The sequence below is a fragment of the Pseudomonas imperatae genome (assembly GCF_057128625.1).
Map to the genome: position 1 here is coordinate 1 of NZ_JBSKHP010000029.1, position 20,268 is coordinate 20,268.

At 64.8% G+C, this 20,268-nt stretch carries 19 protein-coding genes; 5 read left to right on the forward strand and 14 right to left on the reverse strand.

Going from position 1 to position 20,268, the window contains the following annotated elements:
* Positions 1 to 265 precede the first annotated feature (265 nt).
* From pstS to pstB, 4 genes are all read left to right on the forward strand, one after another.
* Positions 266 to 1,285: a phosphate ABC transporter substrate-binding protein PstS gene (pstS, locus tag ACWKWX_RS27125; protein WP_416425251.1), complete on the forward strand. Its 1,020-nt coding sequence runs from the start codon at positions 266 to 268 to the stop codon at positions 1,283 to 1,285.
* A gap of 72 nt (positions 1,286 to 1,357) precedes the next feature.
* A complete protein-coding gene (gene pstC / locus ACWKWX_RS27130) occupies positions 1,358 to 2,350 on the forward strand; it encodes a phosphate ABC transporter permease subunit PstC (protein ID WP_416425250.1) in 993 nt (330 codons plus the stop codon).
* Positions 2,347 to 3,219 carry a phosphate ABC transporter permease PstA gene (gene pstA, locus ACWKWX_RS27135; protein WP_416425249.1) on the forward strand — a complete coding sequence of 291 codons (873 nt, stop codon included), beginning with the start codon at positions 2,347 to 2,349 and terminating at the stop codon, positions 3,217 to 3,219. Before pstC ends, pstA begins: the two co-directional genes overlap by 4 nt.
* Positions 3,219 to 3,992, forward strand: coding sequence for a phosphate ABC transporter ATP-binding protein PstB (pstB, locus tag ACWKWX_RS27140; protein ID WP_416425248.1), 774 nt, complete (start codon positions 3,219 to 3,221; stop codon positions 3,990 to 3,992). The genes pstA and pstB overlap by 1 nt, the downstream gene beginning before the upstream one ends.
* 63 nt (positions 3,993 to 4,055) lie before the next feature.
* On the opposite strand, the gene ACWKWX_RS27145 is transcribed toward pstB, so the two are convergent.
* The 3 genes from ACWKWX_RS27145 to ACWKWX_RS27155 all read right to left on the reverse strand — a co-directional run bounded on the left by ACWKWX_RS27145 (position 4,056) and on the right by ACWKWX_RS27155 (position 5,969).
* Positions 4,056 to 4,640 carry a class I SAM-dependent methyltransferase gene (locus ACWKWX_RS27145; RefSeq protein ID WP_483829405.1) on the reverse strand — a complete coding sequence of 195 codons (585 nt, stop codon included), beginning with the start codon at positions 4,638 to 4,640 and terminating at the stop codon, positions 4,056 to 4,058.
* Positions 4,641 to 4,711: 71 nt separating this feature from the next.
* A complete protein-coding gene (locus tag ACWKWX_RS27150; protein ID WP_416425246.1) occupies positions 4,712 to 5,065 on the reverse strand; it encodes a YkgJ family cysteine cluster protein in 354 nt (117 codons plus the stop codon).
* Between the two features lie 187 nt (positions 5,066 to 5,252).
* Positions 5,253 to 5,969 (reverse strand): CbtA family protein, encoded by a 717-nt coding sequence (locus ACWKWX_RS27155; protein WP_483829406.1) that lies wholly within the window; start codon positions 5,967 to 5,969, stop codon positions 5,253 to 5,255.
* A gap of 106 nt (positions 5,970 to 6,075) precedes the next feature.
* On the opposite strand from ACWKWX_RS27155, the gene ACWKWX_RS27160 reads away from it, so the two are divergent.
* On the forward strand, positions 6,076 to 6,480 hold the full coding sequence (locus tag ACWKWX_RS27160) for a VOC family protein (RefSeq protein ID WP_416425244.1): 405 nt from the start codon (positions 6,076 to 6,078) through the stop codon (positions 6,478 to 6,480).
* Between the two features lie 150 nt (positions 6,481 to 6,630).
* Here ACWKWX_RS27160 and ACWKWX_RS27165 read toward each other — a convergent pair whose 3' ends face one another.
* The 11 genes from ACWKWX_RS27165 to nuoE all read right to left on the reverse strand — a co-directional run bounded on the left by ACWKWX_RS27165 (position 6,631) and on the right by nuoE (position 20,268).
* Complete coding sequence (locus tag ACWKWX_RS27165) at positions 6,631 to 7,728, reverse strand: alpha/beta hydrolase (protein WP_483829407.1); 1,098 nt, start codon at positions 7,726 to 7,728, stop codon at positions 6,631 to 6,633.
* A gap of 561 nt (positions 7,729 to 8,289) precedes the next feature.
* Entirely contained in the window at positions 8,290 to 9,759 is a 1,470-nt protein-coding gene (gene nuoN, locus ACWKWX_RS27170; protein ID WP_416425242.1) for an NADH-quinone oxidoreductase subunit NuoN, read from the reverse strand.
* 7 nt (positions 9,760 to 9,766) lie between these two features.
* Positions 9,767 to 11,299, reverse strand: coding sequence for an NADH-quinone oxidoreductase subunit M (gene nuoM, locus ACWKWX_RS27175; protein ID WP_483829408.1), 1,533 nt, complete (start codon positions 11,297 to 11,299; stop codon positions 9,767 to 9,769).
* Positions 11,300 to 11,339: 40 nt separating this feature from the next.
* A complete protein-coding gene (gene nuoL, locus ACWKWX_RS27180) occupies positions 11,340 to 13,193 on the reverse strand; it encodes an NADH-quinone oxidoreductase subunit L (protein ID WP_416425240.1) in 1,854 nt (617 codons plus the stop codon).
* Positions 13,190 to 13,498: an NADH-quinone oxidoreductase subunit NuoK gene (gene nuoK, locus ACWKWX_RS27185; RefSeq protein ID WP_008369052.1), complete on the reverse strand. Its 309-nt coding sequence runs from the start codon at positions 13,496 to 13,498 to the stop codon at positions 13,190 to 13,192. The genes nuoL and nuoK overlap by 4 nt, the downstream gene beginning before the upstream one ends.
* A gap of 3 nt (positions 13,499 to 13,501) precedes the next feature.
* Positions 13,502 to 14,002: an NADH-quinone oxidoreductase subunit J gene (gene nuoJ, locus ACWKWX_RS27190; protein ID WP_416425239.1), complete on the reverse strand. Its 501-nt coding sequence runs from the start codon at positions 14,000 to 14,002 to the stop codon at positions 13,502 to 13,504.
* 9 nt (positions 14,003 to 14,011) lie between these two features.
* On the reverse strand, positions 14,012 to 14,560 hold the full coding sequence (gene nuoI / locus ACWKWX_RS27195) for an NADH-quinone oxidoreductase subunit NuoI (protein WP_027979511.1): 549 nt from the start codon (positions 14,558 to 14,560) through the stop codon (positions 14,012 to 14,014).
* Between the two features lie 11 nt (positions 14,561 to 14,571).
* Entirely contained in the window at positions 14,572 to 15,579 is a 1,008-nt protein-coding gene (nuoH, locus tag ACWKWX_RS27200) for an NADH-quinone oxidoreductase subunit NuoH (RefSeq protein WP_416425238.1), read from the reverse strand.
* Positions 15,576 to 18,287, reverse strand: coding sequence for an NADH-quinone oxidoreductase subunit NuoG (nuoG, locus tag ACWKWX_RS27205; protein WP_416425237.1), 2,712 nt, complete (start codon positions 18,285 to 18,287; stop codon positions 15,576 to 15,578). Before nuoG ends, nuoH begins: the two co-directional genes overlap by 4 nt.
* A gap of 131 nt (positions 18,288 to 18,418) precedes the next feature.
* A complete protein-coding gene (gene nuoF, locus ACWKWX_RS27210; protein WP_416425236.1) occupies positions 18,419 to 19,774 on the reverse strand; it encodes an NADH-quinone oxidoreductase subunit NuoF in 1,356 nt (451 codons plus the stop codon).
* A complete protein-coding gene (gene nuoE / locus ACWKWX_RS27215; RefSeq protein ID WP_483829409.1) occupies positions 19,771 to 20,268 on the reverse strand; it encodes an NADH-quinone oxidoreductase subunit NuoE in 498 nt (165 codons plus the stop codon). Before nuoE ends, nuoF begins: the two co-directional genes overlap by 4 nt.

Here is a 20,268-nt window from a genome sequence, read left to right on the forward strand (position 1 = left end):
GGGCAGCCCGTTGATCGACGCCTCCAGTCGGCCCGGGCGCTTTACGGGGCATACAATCAAGATCAAGAGCCAGATCAGACGCCAGATCAAAGGCTTGTTCATGGCGATTCGCCGCCCCTTCGGGGGGGTAGATGCTGGCCCAATGCAATAATTTCACATCCCATTCGACTAACTGTCATTAAACCGAAATATTCAAAGCATTAAATCGTCACGGCCAAACCCGTGTGGGTAGGACCCACTCAAACCAATTTGCCGAGGTGTTGCCGTGACGCTGCTGAATAAAAATCGTCTGTCGCTTTTGCTGGCCTCCCTGTGCCTTTCGGGCCTGGCCCACGCGACCGATGTAACCGGTGCGGGCTCCAGCTTTGTTTACCCAGTGCTGTCCAAGTGGTCCCAGGACTACAGCAAGCAGAAAGACAACCGCATCAACTACCAGTCCATCGGTTCGGGCGGCGGCATCGCCCAGATCAAGGCAGCCACCGTTGACTTCGGCGCATCGGATGCCCCGCTCAGCGCTGACGACCTGAAAGCAGCCGGCCTGGGCCAGTTCCCCAGCGTCATCGGCGGCATCGTGCCGGTCTTCAACGTCGAAGGCGTGGAAGGCGGCAAGCTGAAGCTGGACGGCCAGACCCTGGCTGACATCTTCCAAGGCAAGATCACCAAGTGGAACGACAAGGCCATCGAGGCCCTGAACCCAGGCGTCAAGCTGCCTGAAACCGCCATCACCGTGGTGCACCGTTCGGACGGCTCGGGTACTTCGTTCAACTTCACCAACTACCTGTCCAAGGTCAGCCCAAGCTGGAACGACCAGCTGAAGTTCGGCACCACCGTGGCCTGGCCTGTGGGTGTGGGCGGCAAGGGCAACGAAGGTGTGGCTGCCTACGTGAAGCAGATCAAGGGCTCCATCGGCTACGTCGAATACGCCTACGCCCTGCAGAACAAAATGGCCACTGCCCAGCTGAAGAACGCCGCCGGCAAGTTCGTCGAGCCTAACGCCAAGGCCTTCCAGGCTGCCGCCGACACCGCCGACTGGGCCAGCGCCAAGGACTTCAACCTGATCATGACCAACGCCCCGGGCGACAACGCCTGGCCGATCACTGCCACTACCTGGATCATCATGTACAAGCAGTCCAAGAACGCCGAGCAGAGCAAGGCCGCCTTTGACTTCTTCAAATGGTCCCTGGAAAACGGCCAGCAGCAGGCCAGCGCCCTGGACTACGTAGCACTGCCGAACTCGCTGGTGCAGAAGATCGAAGGTTACTGGAAATCCGATTTCGCCCATTGATGTGAAGTAAACCGGCGCGCCCCCGCCGGACCTCGGGTCCGGTGGGGGCGTACGCCTTGCGAGTGGATTGCCATGACAGATAACACCCAATACATGACCTCGACCAGCTCTACCACCGATGCCAGCGAAGCCCGTGCGGCACGCGACCATCGCCACGACATGTGGTTCCGGCGCACCATGATGGGTGCCGGCATGCTGGTGCTCGTGCTGCTGCTGAGCATCGCCGGCTCCACCCTGTGGGGCGGCAGCGAAGCGTTTCGCACCTTTGGTTTCGGCTTCCTGACCAGCACCCAATGGGACGTGGTCAACGGCCAGTTCGGCGCCGTCGTGCCTGTTTTCGGCACGCTGGTGACCTCGCTTTTGGCGTTGCTGATCGCCGTTCCGGTGAGTTTCGGCATCGCCATTTTTCTTACGGAAGTGGCGCCCATGTGGCTGCGCATGCCGATTGCCTCGGCGATCGAGCTGCTGGCCGGTATCCCGTCGATCATCTACGGCATGTGGGGGCTGTTCATCTTCGGCCCGTTCATGGCCGCGCACCTGGCGCCGTGGATCAACGACCACCTGGGCGCACTGCCCGTGGTCGGCGCGCTGTTCCAGGGCCCGCCCCTGGGTATCGGCATGCTTACCGCCGGTATCGTGCTGGCGATCATGATCACCCCCTTCATCACCTCGGTGATGCATGAGGTGTTCCGCAGCGTGCCGACTACCTTGAAGGAATCGGCCTACGCCCTGGGTAACACCACCTGGGAAGTGGTCTGGGACATCGTGCTGCCCTACACCCGCTCGGCGGTGGTCGGCGGTATCTTCCTGGGCCTGGGCCGCGCCCTGGGCGAGACCATGGCGGTGACCTTCGTGCTGGGCAACGCCCACCAGTTCTCCGCTTCCTTGCTGATGCCCAGCAGCTCGATCGCCTCGGTGATCGCCAACGAGTTCAGCGAGGCCTACACCGACCTGCACCGTTCGGCGCTGATCGCCCTGGGCTTCCTGCTGTTTGTCGTCACTTTCGTGGTGCTGGCGGCTGCCCGCCTGATGTTGATGCGCTTGTCGCGTAAAGAGGGACTATGAACGACAACGAGCGGCTGTACCGTGTTCGCCGCCTGAAGAACCGTATTGCCATGGCCCTGAGCTGTGGCGCCACGGCCTTTGGCCTGCTGTGGCTGGTGTGGATCCTGATCACCACCCTGATCAACGGCTTCAAGGCGCTGAACCTTGCCCTGTTCACCCAGATGACCCCGCCACCGGGCACCGAGGGCGGTTTGGCCAACGCCTTCTACGGCAGCGCCCTGATGTCGGTGCTGGCCCTGCTGATCGGCACGCCGATTGGCCTGGCCGCTGGTATCTGGCTGGCCGAGTTCGCCCGCCACTCCAAGCTGGGCAACACCGTGCGCTTCATCAACGACATCCTGTTGTCGGCGCCGTCCATCGTGCTGGGCCTGTTCATCTACACCGCGGTGATCCTGCCGCTCAACCACCTCACCAACCACCAGGTGGGCTTCTCGGCGTTCGCCGGTGCCCTGGCCCTGGCGCTGCTGGTGATTCCGGTGGTGGTGCGCACCACCGATGAAATGCTGCAACTGCAGCCTTCGACCATGCGCGAAGCCGCGCTGGCCCTGGGTGTGCCGCAGTGGAAGCTGACCCTGCAGATCGTCCTGCGCGCCGCCAAGGCGGGTGTGGTGACCGGTGTGCTGCTGGCCCTGGCGCGTATCACCGGCGAAACCGCGCCGCTGCTGTTCACCGCGTTCGGCAACCAGTTCTGGAGCAGCAACCTGCTCAAGCCGATCGCCAGCGTGCCGGTGGTGATCTTCCAGTACGCCATGAGCCCCTTCGACGACTGGCACGCCATCGCCTGGGCGGGTGCCCTGGTGCTGACCCTGTTTGTCCTGGCCCTGAGCCTGCTCTCCCGATTGATCCTTTTGCGCAATAGGTCTCACTAATGACAAGTCTTGCCCAGGAACGCACCAAAATCCGTGTGCGCAACCTTGAATTTTTCTACGACCAGCAGCGCTCGCTGAAATCCATCGACATGGACATCCCCGAGAAGCGCGTGACCGCCATCATTGGCCCGTCCGGCTGCGGCAAGTCCACGCTGCTGCGCGTGTTCAACCGCATCTACGCGATGTACCCGAAACAGGAAGCCAAGGGCGAAGTACTGCTCAACGGCGAGAACATCCTGGCCCCGAACTACTCGATGAACCGCCTGCGCAGCCACGTGGGCATGGTGTTCCAGAAGCCGGTGCCGTTCCCGATGTCGATCTACGACAACATCGCCTACGCCGTGCGCCACCATGAGAAACTGGGCCGCCGCGAAATGGACGACCGCGTCGAGCAGGCGCTGCACGGCGCCGCCCTGTGGGGCGAGGTGAAGGATAAGCTCAAGCAGAGCGCCCAGAGCCTCTCCGGTGGCCAGCAGCAACGTCTGTGCATCGCCCGCACCATCGCCCTGAAGCCTCAGGTGTTGCTGCTGGACGAGCCGACCTCGGCGCTGGACCCGATCTCCACCGGCCGCATCGAGCAACTGATCACCGAGCTCAAGGAACAGTTCACCGTGATCATCGTGACCCACAACATGCAACAGGCCGCGCGCTGCTCGGACTACACCGCGTTCATGTTCATGGGCGAGCTGATCGAGCACGGCGACACCGACACGCTGTTCACCAACCCCGCCAAGACCCAGACCGAAGACTACATCACCGGTCGGTTCGGTTGATCTGACGCGGCCTGCGGCCGCTGCTACAGGTTTTGTAGCAGCGGCCACAGGCCGCGTCACGCGTCACACCCGCACGATCAACCGATGCACCCGCTTGCCCGACGACAGGCTCGTCGACTCGTCATCCAGCAGCACCTCTACACTGCCCAATGCCTCGCGCACCAGCCGCCGATCGAAGGCGCTGTACAGCCGCCCGGCCGCGTCGCGAATGGACGCATCAGGGGTCACCCGCCAGCTCAGATACAAGGTCCCGCCTGGGCGCAACAGCTCGCGCAGGCGCCGGGTAGCTGCGGCCACCTGTGCTTCGGGCAGGTGCATGATCACCGTTTCACACAGCACATTCTGCAAGCTGCCGGCCTGCAGGCCCTCCAGCTCGGGCAGGTGCATCAGCGCAAAGCGCAGGTCGGGGTGCAGGGTGCGCGCCTGGGTCAGCAGGCCGCTGCTGGCTTCCACGCCCAGGGCGTCAAAGCCCTGGGCGCTGAGCCACGCCAGGTCGCGGCCACTGCCGCAGCCCACGTCCACCGTAGGGCCGGGGCGGAAATGGCGCAGCAGCAGGGCGTACATGTCGCTGGGAGGTGCCTGGTGGTTCCATTCGCGCGCGTAGTCGGGCGCGCGTTGGTCATAGGCCTGGAGGGTCTTGGGGTCCACGTTCGGTTCCTGGAAAAGGCGGCATGCCATCACTCTAGACAATGTGCCAGCACCAGGGGTTCGCTTTAACCTCAGGCGCTCAGTGCCCAGCCCGGCTCCAGGGGGGGCAGGCCGTGGTGGGCGCGGGCGCGGTCGCAGGCTTCGTTGTGCGTGCCGGTCTCCCAGGACGCCTCGAATTCGCGGCAGGTGCTGGAGCGTTGTTCGTACATGGTGCAGCCCACCGAACAGCCGATTTCCCCGGCCAGGCTGGTGCAGCGCGCCGGCTTGCCCTCGGTGCCACGCATGGCCACGTGGTTGGGGCTGACCTGCACGGTCAGTTCATCGGGCACCAGCCCGCCCACCGAGGTGCATTCGCCCCAGTAGAAAGACACACGGAAAAACGCGCAGCAGGCGCCGCAACTCACGCAAGGGTTGTTATCAGACATGATGAAGGCAGGATTCGATACGGGCGGCGAACTCAGGACGAGGACCGCAACCGAGGGCCTATTCTAGGCATCGCCGCGCCGTTGAGAAGAGGGAAACGGGGGCCTTGAGCAAATATATTTGTGTGGCGTTGCGGGCGCTTTTGTGCAGCGCGAACCGGCGCTGGGCCGGTTCGCGCTGCGCCCTGTTTCAGCGCCCGGCCAGCAGGCGCTGGCGCTTGAAATCGCGCTCGGTGAGGTAGCCGAAAATCAGCCCCAGGGCGCTCCACATCACCAGCTGGATACCCAAGGTGGCGAGGCGGAACTGCCAGAGGTTTTCTGCCGGGAAGCCGTCGGGCACCTCGTTGACCGGCGGGAACACCGAGCCGCCCAGGTTCACCACCAGCAGGTACAGGGCGATGCCGATCAGGGCAGCGGTCCAGATGCCGTGGCGCGGCAGCAGGTTGCGGGCGAAGTTCACGGCGATGACCATGGCCACCACCGACAGCATCACCATCAGCAGGAACAGGTGGGTGCGCTCGCGGATGGTGTCGGGGTCGCCGATGGACGGCGGGTTGGCGGGGTATTTCAGCGCCGGCACCACGATTACCGCTACGAATGCCGCCAGCGCCAGCAACGCGGCCAGCCCGCGTGGGCCCAGGCGCCCGACCCGGCCCACGCAGTTGGCGAAGGCCAGGGCAAACAGCGCGCCCATGCCGGCGCTGTACACCACCACGCCGCTGATCAGGCCGATACCGCTCTGCAGCTCGCGGCCCACCAGCTCGGGGGCCGGGCCCTGATCCAGGTGTTCCTCGAAGGCAAAGGCCTGGTCAATCTGGGGTTCGCCGAAGCATTTGGCGAAACTGAACGCGAGAAAGCCGGCAAGGATGCCGACGAACATGCCGCGCAGGAGCAGTGAACCGGTCATGAAGGCGCTCGTCTAGCGAATAGGTGCTGGCGAGTGTAAACCGGCCCCGGGCCATTGCGACGGGGCTGAGTTTTTTGTCATATAGGATGAAAAAGGAGGACCTGCCATGTACAGCCATATTCAACTGGGCGCACGGGACTTGCCGCGGCTGGCGGCGTTTTATGATGCCGTGCTGCATGAACTGGGGCTTGAACGCATGCCGGATGATAACGATGGCGGGCCGCCGGGGGCCGGCTGGCAGGTGCCAGGCCGGCGCTGGCCGCAGTTTTTCGTGCAGGAACCGTTCAATGGCCTGCCGGCTACCTGGGGCAATGGCGTACAGGTCAGCTTTGCCGCGCGCAGCCGTGCCCAGGTTGATGCGGCGTGGAAGACCGCGGTGCAGCTGGGTGGCCAGGACGAAGGCGCCCCGGGCCTGCGCCCGCAGTATTCAGCCGACTACTACGGCGCCTACTGCCGTGACCCTGAGGGCAACAAACTCTGCTTCGTGCACGCGGAGGGCCTTAACCCGTAGCAGCGGCCCAAAGGCCGCGTCCGGGGGCGCCACGGTGTTGGCTTCGGACGCAGCCTGCGGCAGCTGCTACGGGGATAATCTGTAGCAGCGGCCCAAAGGCCGCGTCCGGGGCGCTACGGTGTTGGCTTCGGACGCAGCCTGCGGCAGCTGCTACGGGGCGGGGGTGTCGGGGGTGTCGGAGATGGCGCGGTGCAGGTCGGCGGTCAGGCGTTCGCCGGCGTAGGCCTGGGCCTGGGCGGATTTCTGTACCAGGCTGCCCAGCCCGAAGAACTCATGGGTGACGCCGCTGTACACCCGGCGCTCCACGTTCACGCCGGCTGCTTTCAACGCGGTCTCCATCAAGGCGCCGTCGTCACGCAGCGGGTCGACCTCGGCGTTGATCAGGGTCACCGGCGGCAAGCCCTGCAGGTTGGCGTGCAGCACGTCCAGGCGCGGGTCCTGTTTCTGCCCCGGGTCGCTCAGCAGTTGGTTGAAGAACCACGGCATCATCGCCGCGTTCAACGGCTTGGCGTGGGCGTATTTGGTGTAGGACTCGGTGTCGCTGCCGGTCTGGGTCACCGGGTAGATGGCCAGCAGGTGCTTGGGCGCCGCCAGGCCTTGCTCATGGGCAGCGATGGCAGTGGCCAGGGCCAGGTTACCGCCGGCGCTTTCACCGGCCAGGGCCAGGTGCTTGGGGTCGCCGCCCACGGCGCGGGCGTAGTGGGTGAGCCAGCGGTACACGGCCACGCCGTCATCGGCGGCGGCGGGGAAGCGGTCTTCCGGCGCACGGCGGTAGTCGATCGACACCACCACGGCATCGGCCACCTTGGCCAGGGCGCGGGCCGAGCTGTCATAGACCTTGCGGTCAGCCAGCACCCAGCCACCGCCGTGGAAGTACAGGATCACCGGCTTGAAGCCACCGCCATCCGGGGTATAGACCGTGGCCGGTATCTGCCCTGCGGCGCCCGGCACGCTACGGTCGTAGGCCTGCACGCCAGCGGCGTCGCCAGTAATGCCCTGATCGGCCAGCACTGCCTTGGCGGCGTCGGCCAGGGTTGGCTGCACCCGCGCGGTCGTCACGTCCAGGGTCTCGATGGGTTGCGGGTTGAGGCTGGCCAGCTTGTCCAGCACCAGGCTCATGTCGGCATCGGTGCGCAGGTTGGCGGCTTCGATCTGCGCCAGTTGCTCGGGGGTAGGCGCCTTGGGCGTGCTGGAGCAGCCAGCCAGCAGGGCAACGGCGAGCAGGAGGAGGGTGGAGGGTTTGGTCATCGACAGGGGGCCTTGAACAGAAAGAAAAGACTCACCCAACTGTAGCGCCTGGCGCAGAGCGGCGCGACACAAATCCAGTGTCAGGCAAACAAGGCGGACAGCGCCACTCCATCAGGCCATGGCACGGTGCAACAAATGTAGCACCGGCCGGCAGGCCGGGTCGCGCCGTGCGGACGGCGCTCGATCTCAAGACCGCTGCAAAACCCCAGACATGCACTTGGCGGCCATGACGCAATCCTGTAGCCGCTGCCGCCAGGCTGCGCTGGGCAGTGTGAACCCTGAAGATCTGCAGTGTGGTAAAGGGCCAGCGCAGCCTGGCGGCAGCGGCTACGCGATTGCGGGGGGGGGGGAGAGGTGCATGGCGGTGTTTTGGTGGCGGTCATGAGATCGAGCGCCGCCCGCGCGGCGCATCGCGGCCAAGGCCGGCTCCTACATCTGTTTCGGGCCAGTTATGCCTGTGGCATCACCTTGTCCGCCTTTGTTGCATGGCTGGGGAATTGTTGTTGCCCCAAAAACAAAACACCCCGCACTCGGCGGGGTGTTTTGTTATGGCAGGGTTAATTAACCCACCAACTGAAACCCAGCATGCTGCACCAGGTCCAGCAACGGCTGCGGGTACACGCCCAGGGCGAACGCCAGGATGGCGATGGCCAGCAGCATCACGCCACCGGTGCGCTGTTCCCAGTTGAACGGTGCATCGTGGCGACGCAGGGTCGGCTCGATCAGGTACAGGGTGACCATCACGCGCAGGTAGTAGAACACGCCGATGGCGCTGCCGATCACCAGGGCGCCGGTCAGCCACCACAGTTGCGACTGCACGCCGGTGGCGATGATGTAGAACTTGCCGATGAAGCCGGCGGTCAGCGGGATGCCGGCCAGGGACAGCATCATCACGGTCAGCACGGCGGTCAGGTACGGACGGCGCCAGAACAGGCCGCGGTATTCGTACAGGGCGTCGGCGTCACGGCCGTTGTACGGCGAGGACATCAGGGTGATCACGCCGAAGGCGCCCAGGCTGGTGATCACGTAGGTCACCAGGTACACGCCGATGGCTTCCAGCGCCAGGCCCTTGCTGGCCACCAGGGCGATCAGCAGGTAGCCGAAGTGGGCGATCGACGAGAAACCCAGCAGGCGCTTGAGGTTGGTCTGGGTCACCGCCAGCAGGTTGCCGATGATGATCGAGGCCACCGCAATCACTTCCAGCACGGTGGTCAGCACGCCGCTGCTGGCCGCAGGCGACAGTTGGAACAGACGCACCACCACCGCGAACACCGCCACCTTGCTGGCCGTGGCCAGGAAGGCCGCCACCGGCGCCGGGGCGCCTTCGTAGACGTCCGGGGTCCACAGGTGGAAGGGTACCAGCGACAGTTTGAACGCCAGGCCCACGAACATCATACCCAGGCCCAGGGCCGCCAGGCTGCTCGGCTTGCCGGTGGCTGCCAGGGCGCGGCCGATCTCGGCGAACTGCAGGCTGCCGGCGTCGGCATACAGCAGCGCCATGCCGAACAGCAGGAAGGCGGAGCCGGCGGCCGACAGCACCATGTACTTGATGCCGGCTTCCAGCGAACGCTTGTTGAAGAACGCGTAGGCGATCAGGCCGTAGGTGGGTACCGACAGCAGTTCCAGGCCAATGAACAGGCTCGACAGGTGCTGCGCGCTGACCAGCACCATGCCGCCGGCGGCGGCCATCAGGATCAACAGGTACAGCTCTTCGCGGTTGCCCGGGTAGCCCGAGCCGCCATCACCCAGGTAGGCGTGGGCCAGGGTCACGCACGCCAGCGTGGCGACCAGGATCAAGGCAATGTACAGGCAGGCGAAGTGGTCGATCTGGATCAGCGAGGTGACGCTGATGGGCGACACCTTGAGGGCCGGCAGCACCGACAGCAGGGCAATGTTCAGCCCCGCCACCGACAGCAGGAAGGTTTGCGAGTGATTGCGCCGCCAGGCGATCGCCAGCATCACCACGACAACGGTGAGGCTGGTGATCAGCAGCGGTGCAAGCGCGATAAAGTGTTGAAGGGTCAGGTCCATAGCGCTCTTACCGGGCCGAAGCGAGTTGAGTGAAAGCGGTGCCGAACCACTGCTGCACACCGGCCATGGTGGCCGAAGAGGTGTCCAGGAACGGTTGCGGATAGACGCCAAGCAGTACCAGCAGGGCGGCAAGGCCCAGCACCATGATCAGTTCGCGGTTGTCCATGCCGGCCAGGATCGCGTCGGATTTCGACGGGCCGAAGTAGGCGCGGTGGATCATGATCAGCGAGTACACCGAGCCGAACACCAGGCCGGTGGTGGCGATGATGATCACGATCGGGGCAATCGGGAAGCTGCCGATCAGGATCAGGAACTCGCCGACGAAGTTGCCGGTGCCCGGCAGGCCCAGGGACGCCGCCGCGAAGAACAGGCTGATGGCCGGCAGGTAGGCGATGCGCGACCACAGGCCGCCCATCTCGCGCATGTCACGGGTGTGCAGGCGCTCGTACAACTGGCCGCTGAGGATAAACAGCGCCGCTGCCGACAGGCCGTGGGCCAGCATCTGGATCACCGCGCCTTGCAGCGCCTGTTGCGAACCCGAGTAGATGCCGATCAGCACGAAGCCCATGTGCGACACGCTGGAGAAGGCGATCAGGCGCTTGATGTCGGTCTGCGCGAACGCCAGGAAGGCGCCGTAGAAGATACCGATCAGGCCCAGGGTCATGGCAATCGGCGCAAACTCGGCCGAGGCATGCGGGAACAGCGGCAGGGCGAAACGCAGCAGGCCGTAGGCCGCGGTCTTCAGCAGGATACCCGCCAGGTCCACCGAACCTGCAGTGGGCGCCTGGGCGTGGGCATCAGGCAGCCAGGAGTGGAACGGCACTACCGGCAGCTTCACCGCGAAGGCGATGAAGAAGCCCAGCATCAGGATGTATTCCACGCCGTGGGGCAGGTTGGTCTTGAGCAGGTCGCTGTAGTTGAAGGTCAGCACGCCAGTGGCGTTGTAGTTGAACAACACCAGGCCCAGGATCGCCACCAACATGATCAGGCCGCTGGCCTGGGTGAAGATGAAGAACTTGGTCGCCGCGTAGATCCGGGTCTTCTTGCCGTCTGCCGAGCTGTGACCCCAGAGCGCGATGAGGAAGTACATCGGCACCAGCATCATTTCCCAGAAGAAGAAGAACAGGAACAGGTCCAGGGCCAGGAACACCCCGACCACGCCGCCCAGAATCCACATCAGGTTGAGGTGGAAGAAGCCGACGTGGCGCTGGATCTCTTTCCAGGAACACAGCACCGACAGCACGCCGAGCAGGCCGGTCAGCAAGATCATCAGCAGCGACAGGCCATCGAGGCCCAGGTGCACGCTGATGACGAAGCGCTCGATCCACTGGACCTTGAATTCATAGGCCCAGACAGGTGCGGCGCCCGGGGCAGGGGCCAGGTGGTAGTCGCCATGGGCCCACAGCCAGAGGCCGAGGGCGAGTTCCAGGGACATGGTCAGCAACGCGATCCAGCGTGGTAGGGTGGCGCCGGAGCGCTCACCCAGCCAGCACAGAAGGCCGCCGATAAAGGGGATCAGGATCAGCCAGGGCAGAATCATGACGGGCTCAATTCCTTTCGCAAAGTCGCAAGGTTCATAGTCAGACCGCAGCCAGCACAACGGCGCCCAGTACCAGCACGGCACCGGCGGCGATGGAAGCGGCGTACCAGCGCAGCTGGCCCGTTTCGGTACGGCTCATGGCGCTGTTGCCGCCCTTGGCCATGCGCGGGATCAGACCGATGGTGCGGTCCACGGGGTCCTTGCGCAGCAGGTGGCTGATAGCCAGGTACGGTTTGACGAACAGTTTGTCGTAGATCCAGTCGAAGCCCCAGGCGGCGAACCACCAGGCCGACAGCACGCGGCCAAGGCTGCTGTTGGCGATGGCGGTGGCCACGCGGCGCTTGCCCAGGAACAGCATGGCCGACAGCAGGATACCGGCCAGGGCGATGGCGCCCGAGGCGATTTCCAGGCTGTGCTTGGCTTCACCGCCGGCATGGCCGACGCTTTCCGGCAGCACGCCCGCCAGTGGTGGGTGGATCCAGGCGCCGACGAAGGTCGACAGCACGATCAGCACGCCCAGCGGCAGCCAGTGGGAAATACCGTGGCCGGGGTGGGCGTCGGTCTTGGCTTCGCCGTGGAAGGCGATGAAGATCAGGCGGAAGGTGTAGATCGAGGTCATGAACGCGCCCACCAGGCCTGCGTACAGCAGGTAGGTGTGGCCGCTGGCGAAGGCTTCCCAGAGGATCTCGTCCTTGGAGTAGAAGCCCACGGTCAGGATCGGCAGGGCCGACAGCGCCGCGCCACCGACGATGAAGCAGGCGTAGGCCAGCGGCAGTTTCTTCCACAGGCCGCCCATCTTGAAGATGTTCTGCTCGTGGTGGCAGCCAACGATCACCGCACCCGAGGCAAGGAACAGCAGGGCCTTGAAGAAGGCGTGGGTCATCAGGTGGAAGATCGCGCCTTCCCAGGCACCCACGCCCAGCGCCAGGAACATGTAGCCGATCTGGCTCATGGTGGAGTAGGCGAGGATACGCTTGATGTCGGTCTGCACCAGGGCGGCGAAGCCGGCCAGTACCAGGGTCACGCCGCCGACGATGCCCACCAGGTGCAGGATATCCGGCGCCAGGGCGAACAGGCCGTGGGTACGGGCGATCAGGTACACGCCCGCGGTCACCATGGTGGCGGCGTGGATCAGTGCCGACACCGGGGTAGGGCCGGCCATGGCGTCTGCCAGCCAGGTCTGCAGCGGCAATTGGGCCGATTTACCGACCGCGCCGCCCAGCAGCATCAGGGTGGCGAAGACAATCCAGAAGTCGCCGACCTTGAAGTGCGCAGGGGCCCGTACCATCAGTTCCTGGATGTTCAGCGTGCCCAGCTGCTGGAACAGGATGAACAGGCCGATGGCCATGAACACGTCACCGATACGGGTGACGATGAAGGCCTTCAGGGCTGCGTTGCCGTTGGCGCGGTTGCTGTAGTAGAAGCCGATCAGCAGGTAGCTGCACAAGCCCACGCCTTCCCAACCGAAGTACAGGAACAGCAGGTTGTCGGCCAGTACCAGGAACAGCATGCTGGCGATGAACAGGTTGGTGTACGAGAAGAAGCGCGAGTAGCCCTCTTCACCGCGCATGTACCAGGACGCGAACAGGTGGATCAGGAAGCCCACGCCCACCACCACGCCCAGCATGGTCACCGACAGGCCGTCGACGTACAGGGCGAAGTTGGGTTCGAAGCCGTCCACCGACATCCAGCGCCACAGCACCAGGGTGTAGTGGCCCGCTTCAGGCGGCGCGACGTTGAATTGCCAGATGACCCAGGCGGCGACAATCGCCGACAGGCCGATGGAGCCCACGCCGATCAGCGCCGAGAGGTTCTCGGAGAAGCGCCCGCGCGAGAACGACAGCAGCAGGAAGCCGATCAGGGGGAATACGAAAGTCAGGAAGATTAGGTTCATCCGCGCATCTCACTGGCAGCGTCGATATCAAGCGTGTGGAAGCGGCGGTACAGCTGCAGCAGAATCGCCAGGCCAATGCTGGCCTCGGCGGCTGCCAGGGTGATGACCAGGATGAACATGATCTGTCCATCCGGCTGCGCCCAGCGTGCACCGGCCACGACGAACGCCAGCGCAGTGGCGTTCATCATGATTTCCAGGCTCATCAATACGAACAGAATGTTGCGGCGTACCAACACGCCCATCAGGCCCAGGCAGAACAGCACACCGGCTACTGCGAGACCATGTTCCAGGGGAATAGATGACATGAGTTACTCCTTCGCCTCGTTGCGGCCCAGGTGGAAGGCGGTGACCACGGCGGCCAGCAGCAGCATCGAGGCCAGTTCCACCACCAGCAGGTAAGGGCCGAACAGGCTCACGCCCACGGCCTTGGCGCCCACGGTTTCCTGGCCGATGGCCGCGCCCGAAGGCTCGGCGAACAGCACGTACAGCAGCTCGAACAGCAGCATGCCGGCCAGGAAGATCGGGCCTGCCCAGATGCCGGGCTTGAACCAGCCCCGTTCCTGCAGCACCGAGGCCGGGCCCAGGTTGAGCATCATCACCACGAAGACGAACAGCACCATGATGGCGCCGGCGTAGACGATCACTTCCAGCACGCCGGCGAACGGTGCGCCCAGGCTGAAGAAGGTCATGGACACGGCGATCAGCGAGATGATCAGGTACAGCAGCGCGTGCACGGGGTTGGTGTTGGTGATCACCCTGAAGGTGGACACCACGGCGACTCCGGCTGCGAAATAGAAAGCGAATTCCATCTTTCTTCCTTAAGGGAGCAAGCTCTTCACGTTGATCGGCTCGGCTTCGTTCTGCGCAGCGCCTTTCGGCTTGCCGGCAACGGCCATCCCTGCAACGCGATAGAAGTTGTAGTCAGGGTTCTTGCCGGGGCCGGAGATCAGCAGATCTTCTTTCTCGTACACCAGGTCCTGACGCTTGAACTCGGCCATTTCGAAATCCGGGGTCAGCTGGATCGCGGTGGTCGGGCACGCTTCCTCGCACAGGCCGCAGAAAATGCAGCGGGAGAAGTTGATGCGGAAGAAGTCCGGGTACCAGCGGCCGTCTTCGGTCTCGGCCTTCTGCAGCGAGATGCAACCTACCGGGCAGGCCACGGCGCACAGGTTGCACGCCACGCAGCGCTCTTCGCCGTCGGGGTCGCGGGTCAGTACGATGCGGCCGCGGTAGCGCGGCGGCAGGTACACGGCTTCTTCGGGGTACTGCAGGGTGTCGCGCTTGCGGAAGCCGTGGCCGAAAATCATCACCAGGCTGCGCAGTTGGGTACCCGTACCCTTAACGATGTCACCAATATATTTGAACATGGGTCAAATCCTCACTGGGCCGCAACAGCTGGCGTGTTCAGCAACACGACGGCAGCGGTCACCAGCAAATTGATCAGGGTCAGCGGCAAGCAGAATTTCCAGCTGAAATCCATCACCTGGTCATACCGTGGGCGCGGGATCGAGGCGCGCAGCAGGATGAAGATCATGATGAAGAACGCGGTCTTCAGGGCGAACCAGATGAACGACAGTTGCGGCAGGATATCGAACGGGCCGTGCCAGCCGCCGAAGAACAGGGTCACCAGCAGCGCCGAGATCATGATGATGCCGATGTACTCACCGACGAAGAACATGCCCCATTTCATGCCGGCGTATTCAATGTGGTAGCCGTCGGCCAGTTCCTGTTCCGCTTCCGGTTGGTCGAAGGGGTGGCGGTGAGTTACCGCAACGCCGGCGACGAAGAAGGTGCAGAAGCCGAAGAACTGCGGAATGATGAACCACAGGTGCTGGTTCTGGTATTCAACGATGTCGCGCATGTTGAACGAACCCACCTGCGCCACGATGCCCATCAGCGCCAGGCCCATGAACACTTCGTACGACACGGTCTGCGCCGAGGCCCGCAGGCTGCCGAGCAGGGCGTACTTGTTGTTCGACGACCAGCCGGCGAACAGCACGGCGTACACCGACAGGCCGGCCATGGCGAAGAAGAACAGCAGGCCGATGTTCAGGTCGGCGATGCCCCAGGTCGGGGTGATCGGGATGATGGCGAAGGCGATCAGCAAGGCACTCATGGCCACCACCGGCGCCAGGGTGAAGATCACCCGGTCGACGAACGGTGGGTTCCAGTCTTCCTTGAAGAACATCTTCAGCATGTCGGCGGCGATCTGGAACATGCCGAACGGGCCGACACGGTTCGGACCGTAGCGGTCCTGCCACCAGCCCAGCAGGCGACGCTCGACGAAGCTGAGCAGCGCGCCGCAGACCACCACGGCCAGCATGATCACCAGGGCCTTCACGACAGCAATGATGATGTCGATCACTTCAGGGGTGAACCAGGTCATTGTGCTGCCTCCTGCAGGCCGTCGACGGTAGCGCCGGCGAACGCAGGCGGAATGCCGGCGAAGCCTGCGGGCAGGGCCACCAGGCCCGCGCCGAGTTCTTCATTGATGCGCAGCGGCAGGCGCAGGGCCACGCCCGCCACGTTCAGGCTCAGCAGCGCGCCGTCGTTGACGCCCAGGCGGTCGGCTTCCGACTTGGCCAGGCTGACGTAGGCGGGCTGGATGCGTTCCTGCACCGGCGCTGCGCGGGACGAGTTTTCCTCGGAACCGAACAGGTGGTGCACCGGCACCGCGGTCCAGGTGCCACGGGCCGGGGCGAAGGCGCCCGGGATGGCGCTGTACCAGTTCAGGCTGTCGCCCTGGCTCTCGATCAGGCGGGTGCCCGGGTCGCCTGCGCGCAGGTGACCACCGACCTCGTCCTGGAACTTGTTCCAGGCCTGTGGCGAGTTCCAGCCCGGCGACCAGGCGAACGGCACCTGCTGGCGCGGCTCGGCGGAGCCCGAGTAGCCTTCCATGGAGAAGGCGAACGCGGTGTCCTTGTCCTGCGGGGTGCGCGGCTCGTGCACGCTGACGTTGGCGCGCATGGCGGTGCGGCCGCTGTAGCGCAGCGGTTCACGGGCCAGCTTCAGGCCCTTGATGCGGAACGCGGCCGACGGGGCGGCCTCGACGATGCGCGCCAGGGCCGGCTTGCTGTTGGCCACGGCCTGGGTCACCTGGTCCAGCAGGGTGTAATCGACCTGACGGTCCAAAAGCGTGCTGCGCAGGGCGTGCAGCCAGCGCCAGCCTTCGTGGATCAGGTTGCTTGCGTCCAGGTACGCCGGGTCGAACACCTGGAAGAAGCGCTGGGCGCGGCCTTCCTGGCTGACCAGGGTGCCGTCGCCTTCGGCGAAGCTGGCCGCTGGCAGCACCAGGTGGGCGCGGTCGGCGGTGGCGGTCTGCTGGTGGTCGGCGACGATGACGACCTTGGCGGCGGCCAGGGCAGCGTCGACCTTGGCGGCCGGCAGGCGGGTGTACAGGTCGTTTTCGAGAATGACCAGGGCGTCGGCACGGCCGTCGATCACCGCGTCCAGCGCAGCGTCAACCGACTCGCCACCGAGCATGGCCAGGCCCAGGCTGTTGGCCTCGGGCACCACCAGGCTCAGGGAGCCTTGCTTGCCGGCCAGGTTCAGGGCCTTGGCGATGTTGGCGGCGGCCTCGATCAGGGCGTTGCTGCCCAGCGAGGTGCCGGACACGATCAGCGGGCGCTTGGCTTTCAGCAGGGCGTCGGCGATGCGTTGCGCCAGCTCCAGGGCTTCGGCGTCCAGGCCAGTCACGGCAGGGGCGCTGGCGTCCAGGGCGTGGGCCACGGCGAAGCCGATGCGCGCCAGGTCTTCAGGCGCCGCGTGCACGCATTCCTCGGCCACGTCATCGAGCTTGGTGTCGGTGAGGCTGGCGATGAACAGCGGGTGCAGGGCGTGCTGGCCGATATTTTTGACCGCTGCGTCCAGCCAGGGCTGCACGCGCATGCCTTCGGCCATTTCCACGGCCTTGCCCTTGACCGACTGGCGCAGGGCCAGGGCCATGCGCGCGGCGGTCTGGGTCAGGTCTTCGCCCAGCACGAACACGGCGTCGTGGTCTTCCACTTCGCGCAGGCTCGGGATCGGCAGCGGGCTGTTTTTCAGCACGTCCAGCACCAGGCGGATGCGGCCCAGCTCAGCGGCTTCGATGCCGCTGTAGAAGTGCTCGCCGCCTACCAGTTCCAGCAGCGCGTAGTTGCTTTCCAGGCTGGCGCGGGGCGAGCCGATGCCGACGATGTTGCGGCCGCGCAGCAGTTCGGCGGCCTTGTCCAGGGCAGCGTCCAGGCCCAGCTTCTGCTGGCCCAGCAGCGGCTGGCGCGGGCGGTCCTTGCGGTTCACGTAGCCGTAGCCGAAACGGCCGCGGTCGCACAGGAAGTAGTGGTTGACCGAACCGTTGTAGCGGTTCTCCACGCGGCGCAGTTCGCCGTAGCGCTCGCCGGGGCTGATGTTGCAGCCGCTGCTGCAGCCGTGGCAGATGCTGGGGGCAAACTGCATGTCCCACTTGCGGTTGTAGCGCTCGGAGTGGGTCTTGTCGGTGAACACACCGGTCGGGCAGACCTCGGTGAGGTTGCCGGAGAACTCGCTTTCCAGCACGCCGTCTTCAACGCGGCCGAAGTACACGTTGTCGTGGGCGCCGTACACGCCCAGGTCGGTGCCGCCGGCGTAGTCTTTATAGAAGCGCACGCAGCGGTAGCAGGCGATGCAGCGGTTCATCTCGTGGGCGATGAACGGGCCGAGCTCCTGGTTCTGGTGCGTGCGCTTGGTGAAGCGGTAGCGCCGCTCGTTGTGACCGGTCATCACGGTCATGTCCTGCAGGTGGCAGTGGCCGCCTTCCTCGCACACCGGGCAGTCGTGCGGGTGGTTGGTCATCAGCCATTCGACGACGCTGGCGCGGAACGCCTTGGACTCGTCGTCGTCGATGGAAATCCAGGTGTTGTCGGTGGCAGGGGTCATGCACGACATGACGATGCGACCACGGGTGTCGTTCTCGTCGGTGTACTGCTTGACCGCGCACTGGCGGCAGGCACCAACGCTACCGAGTGCGGGGTGCCAGCAGAAGTAAGGGATGTCGAGGCCAAGCGACAGACAGGCCTGTAACAGGTTGTCTGCGCCATCGACTTCGAGCGCTTTGCCGTCTACGTGGATAGTGGCCATGGTTCAAAGTTCTTCGTTGGCCCGCGTGGGCGGGCGTGGCTAATGGAAAGCTGTGTGCTCGCCCCGCCACCCTTCATGCAAGGGCAGGGGGCGCGCAGCCGGCGGCACGGACCACCGGCTTTTGAGTCTTGTTATGCGCCGACCTGGATCGGGCGCGCCAGGTCCGGGCGCAGGCCGCTGCTTGCGGCGATGCCAGCCTCGAATTCCGGGCGGAAATATTTGATCGCGCTGCCCAAGGGCTCCACGGCACCGGGTGCGTGGGCACAGAAGGTCTTGCCTGGGCCGAGGAAACCGACCAGGCCCAGCAGCGTCTCGATGTCGCCTTGCTGGCCGCGGCCTTGCTCCAGGGCACGCAGCAGCTTCACGCTCCACGGCAGGCCGTCGCGGCACGGGGTGCAGAAGCCGCACGATTCGCGGGCGAAGAACTCTTCCATGTTGCGCAGCAGCGAGACCATGTTGACCTTGTCGTCCACGGCCATGGCCAGGCCCGTACCCATGCGGGTGCCGACCTTGCCGATGCCACCGGCGTACATTTGCGCGTCCAGGTGCTCGGGCAGCAGGAAGCCGGTACCGGCACCGCCTGGCTGCCAGCACTTGAGCTTATAGCCGTCGCGCATGCCGCCGGCGTAGTCCTCGAACAGCTCGCGGGCCGGGATGCCGAACGGCAGCTCCCACAGGCCGGGGTTCTTGACCTTGCCGCTGAAGCCCATCAGCTTGGTGCCGGCGTCTTCGCTGCCTTCGCGGGCCAGCGATTTGTACCAGTCCACGCCGTTGCCGACGATGGCCGGCACGTTGCACAGGGTTTCCACGTTGTTCACGCAGGTCGGCTTGCCCCACACGCCCACGGCGGCCGGGAACGGCGGCTTGGAACGCGGGTTTGCGCGGCGGCCTTCCAGGGAGTTGATCAGGGCGGTTTCTTCACCGCAGATGTAGCGGCCGGCACCGGTGTGCACGAACAGCTCGAAGTCGAAGCCCGACCCGAGGATGTTCTTGCCCAGCAGGCCTGCGGCCTTGGCTTCTTCCACTGCACGGTTGAGGTGCTTGGCGGCGGTCACGTACTCGCCGCGCAGGAAGATGTAGCCACGGTAGGCCTTCAGCGCGCGGGCGCTGATGAGCATGCCTTCCACCAGCAGATGGGGCAGTTGCTCCATCAGCATGCGGTCTTTCCAGGTGTTGGGCTCCATTTCGTCCGCGTTGCACAGCAGGTAGCGGATGTTCATGGATTCGTCTTTGGGCATCAGGCCCCATTTGACGCCGGTGGGGAAGCCCGCACCGCCACGGCCTTTCAGGCCAGAGTCTTTCACCGTCTGGACGATGTCGTCCTGGGACAGGTCGGCAAAGGCCTTGCGCGCGGCGGCGTAGCCGTCTTTCGCCACGTACTCGTCGAACCACACGGGTTCGGCGTCGTCACGCAGGCGCCAGGTCAGCGGGTGGGTTTCCGGGGTGCGGGCGATACGGTTCGCCGGGCCGAAGGAAGTCAGGGTCATACGTAGCCCTCCAGCAGTTTGGCAATGCCGGCTGGCTGTACGTCACCGAAGGTGTCGTCGTCGATCATCAGCGCCGGGGCCTTGTCGCAGTTGCCCAGGCAGCACACCGGCAGCAGGGTGAAGCGCCCGTCCGCGGTGGTCTGGCCCAGGCCGATGCCCAGCTTGCTCTGGATCTCGCTGACCACCGATTCATGGCCGCCGATGTAGCAGACCATGCTGTCGCACACACGGATGATGTGGCGGCCCACCGGTTGGCGGAAGATCTGGCTGTAGAAGGTGGCCACACCTTCGACGTCGCTGGCCGGGATGCCGAGGATCTCGCCGATGGCGTACAGGGCGCCGTCCGGCACCCAGCCGCGTTCCTTCTGCACGATTTTCAGGGCTTCGATGGACGCCGCGCGCGGGTCCTCGTAGTGGTGCAGCTCGTGCTCGATGGCCGAGCGCTCGGTTTCGCTGAGGGCGAAACGGTCAGTCTGGATAAGCGTGCTGTTCAT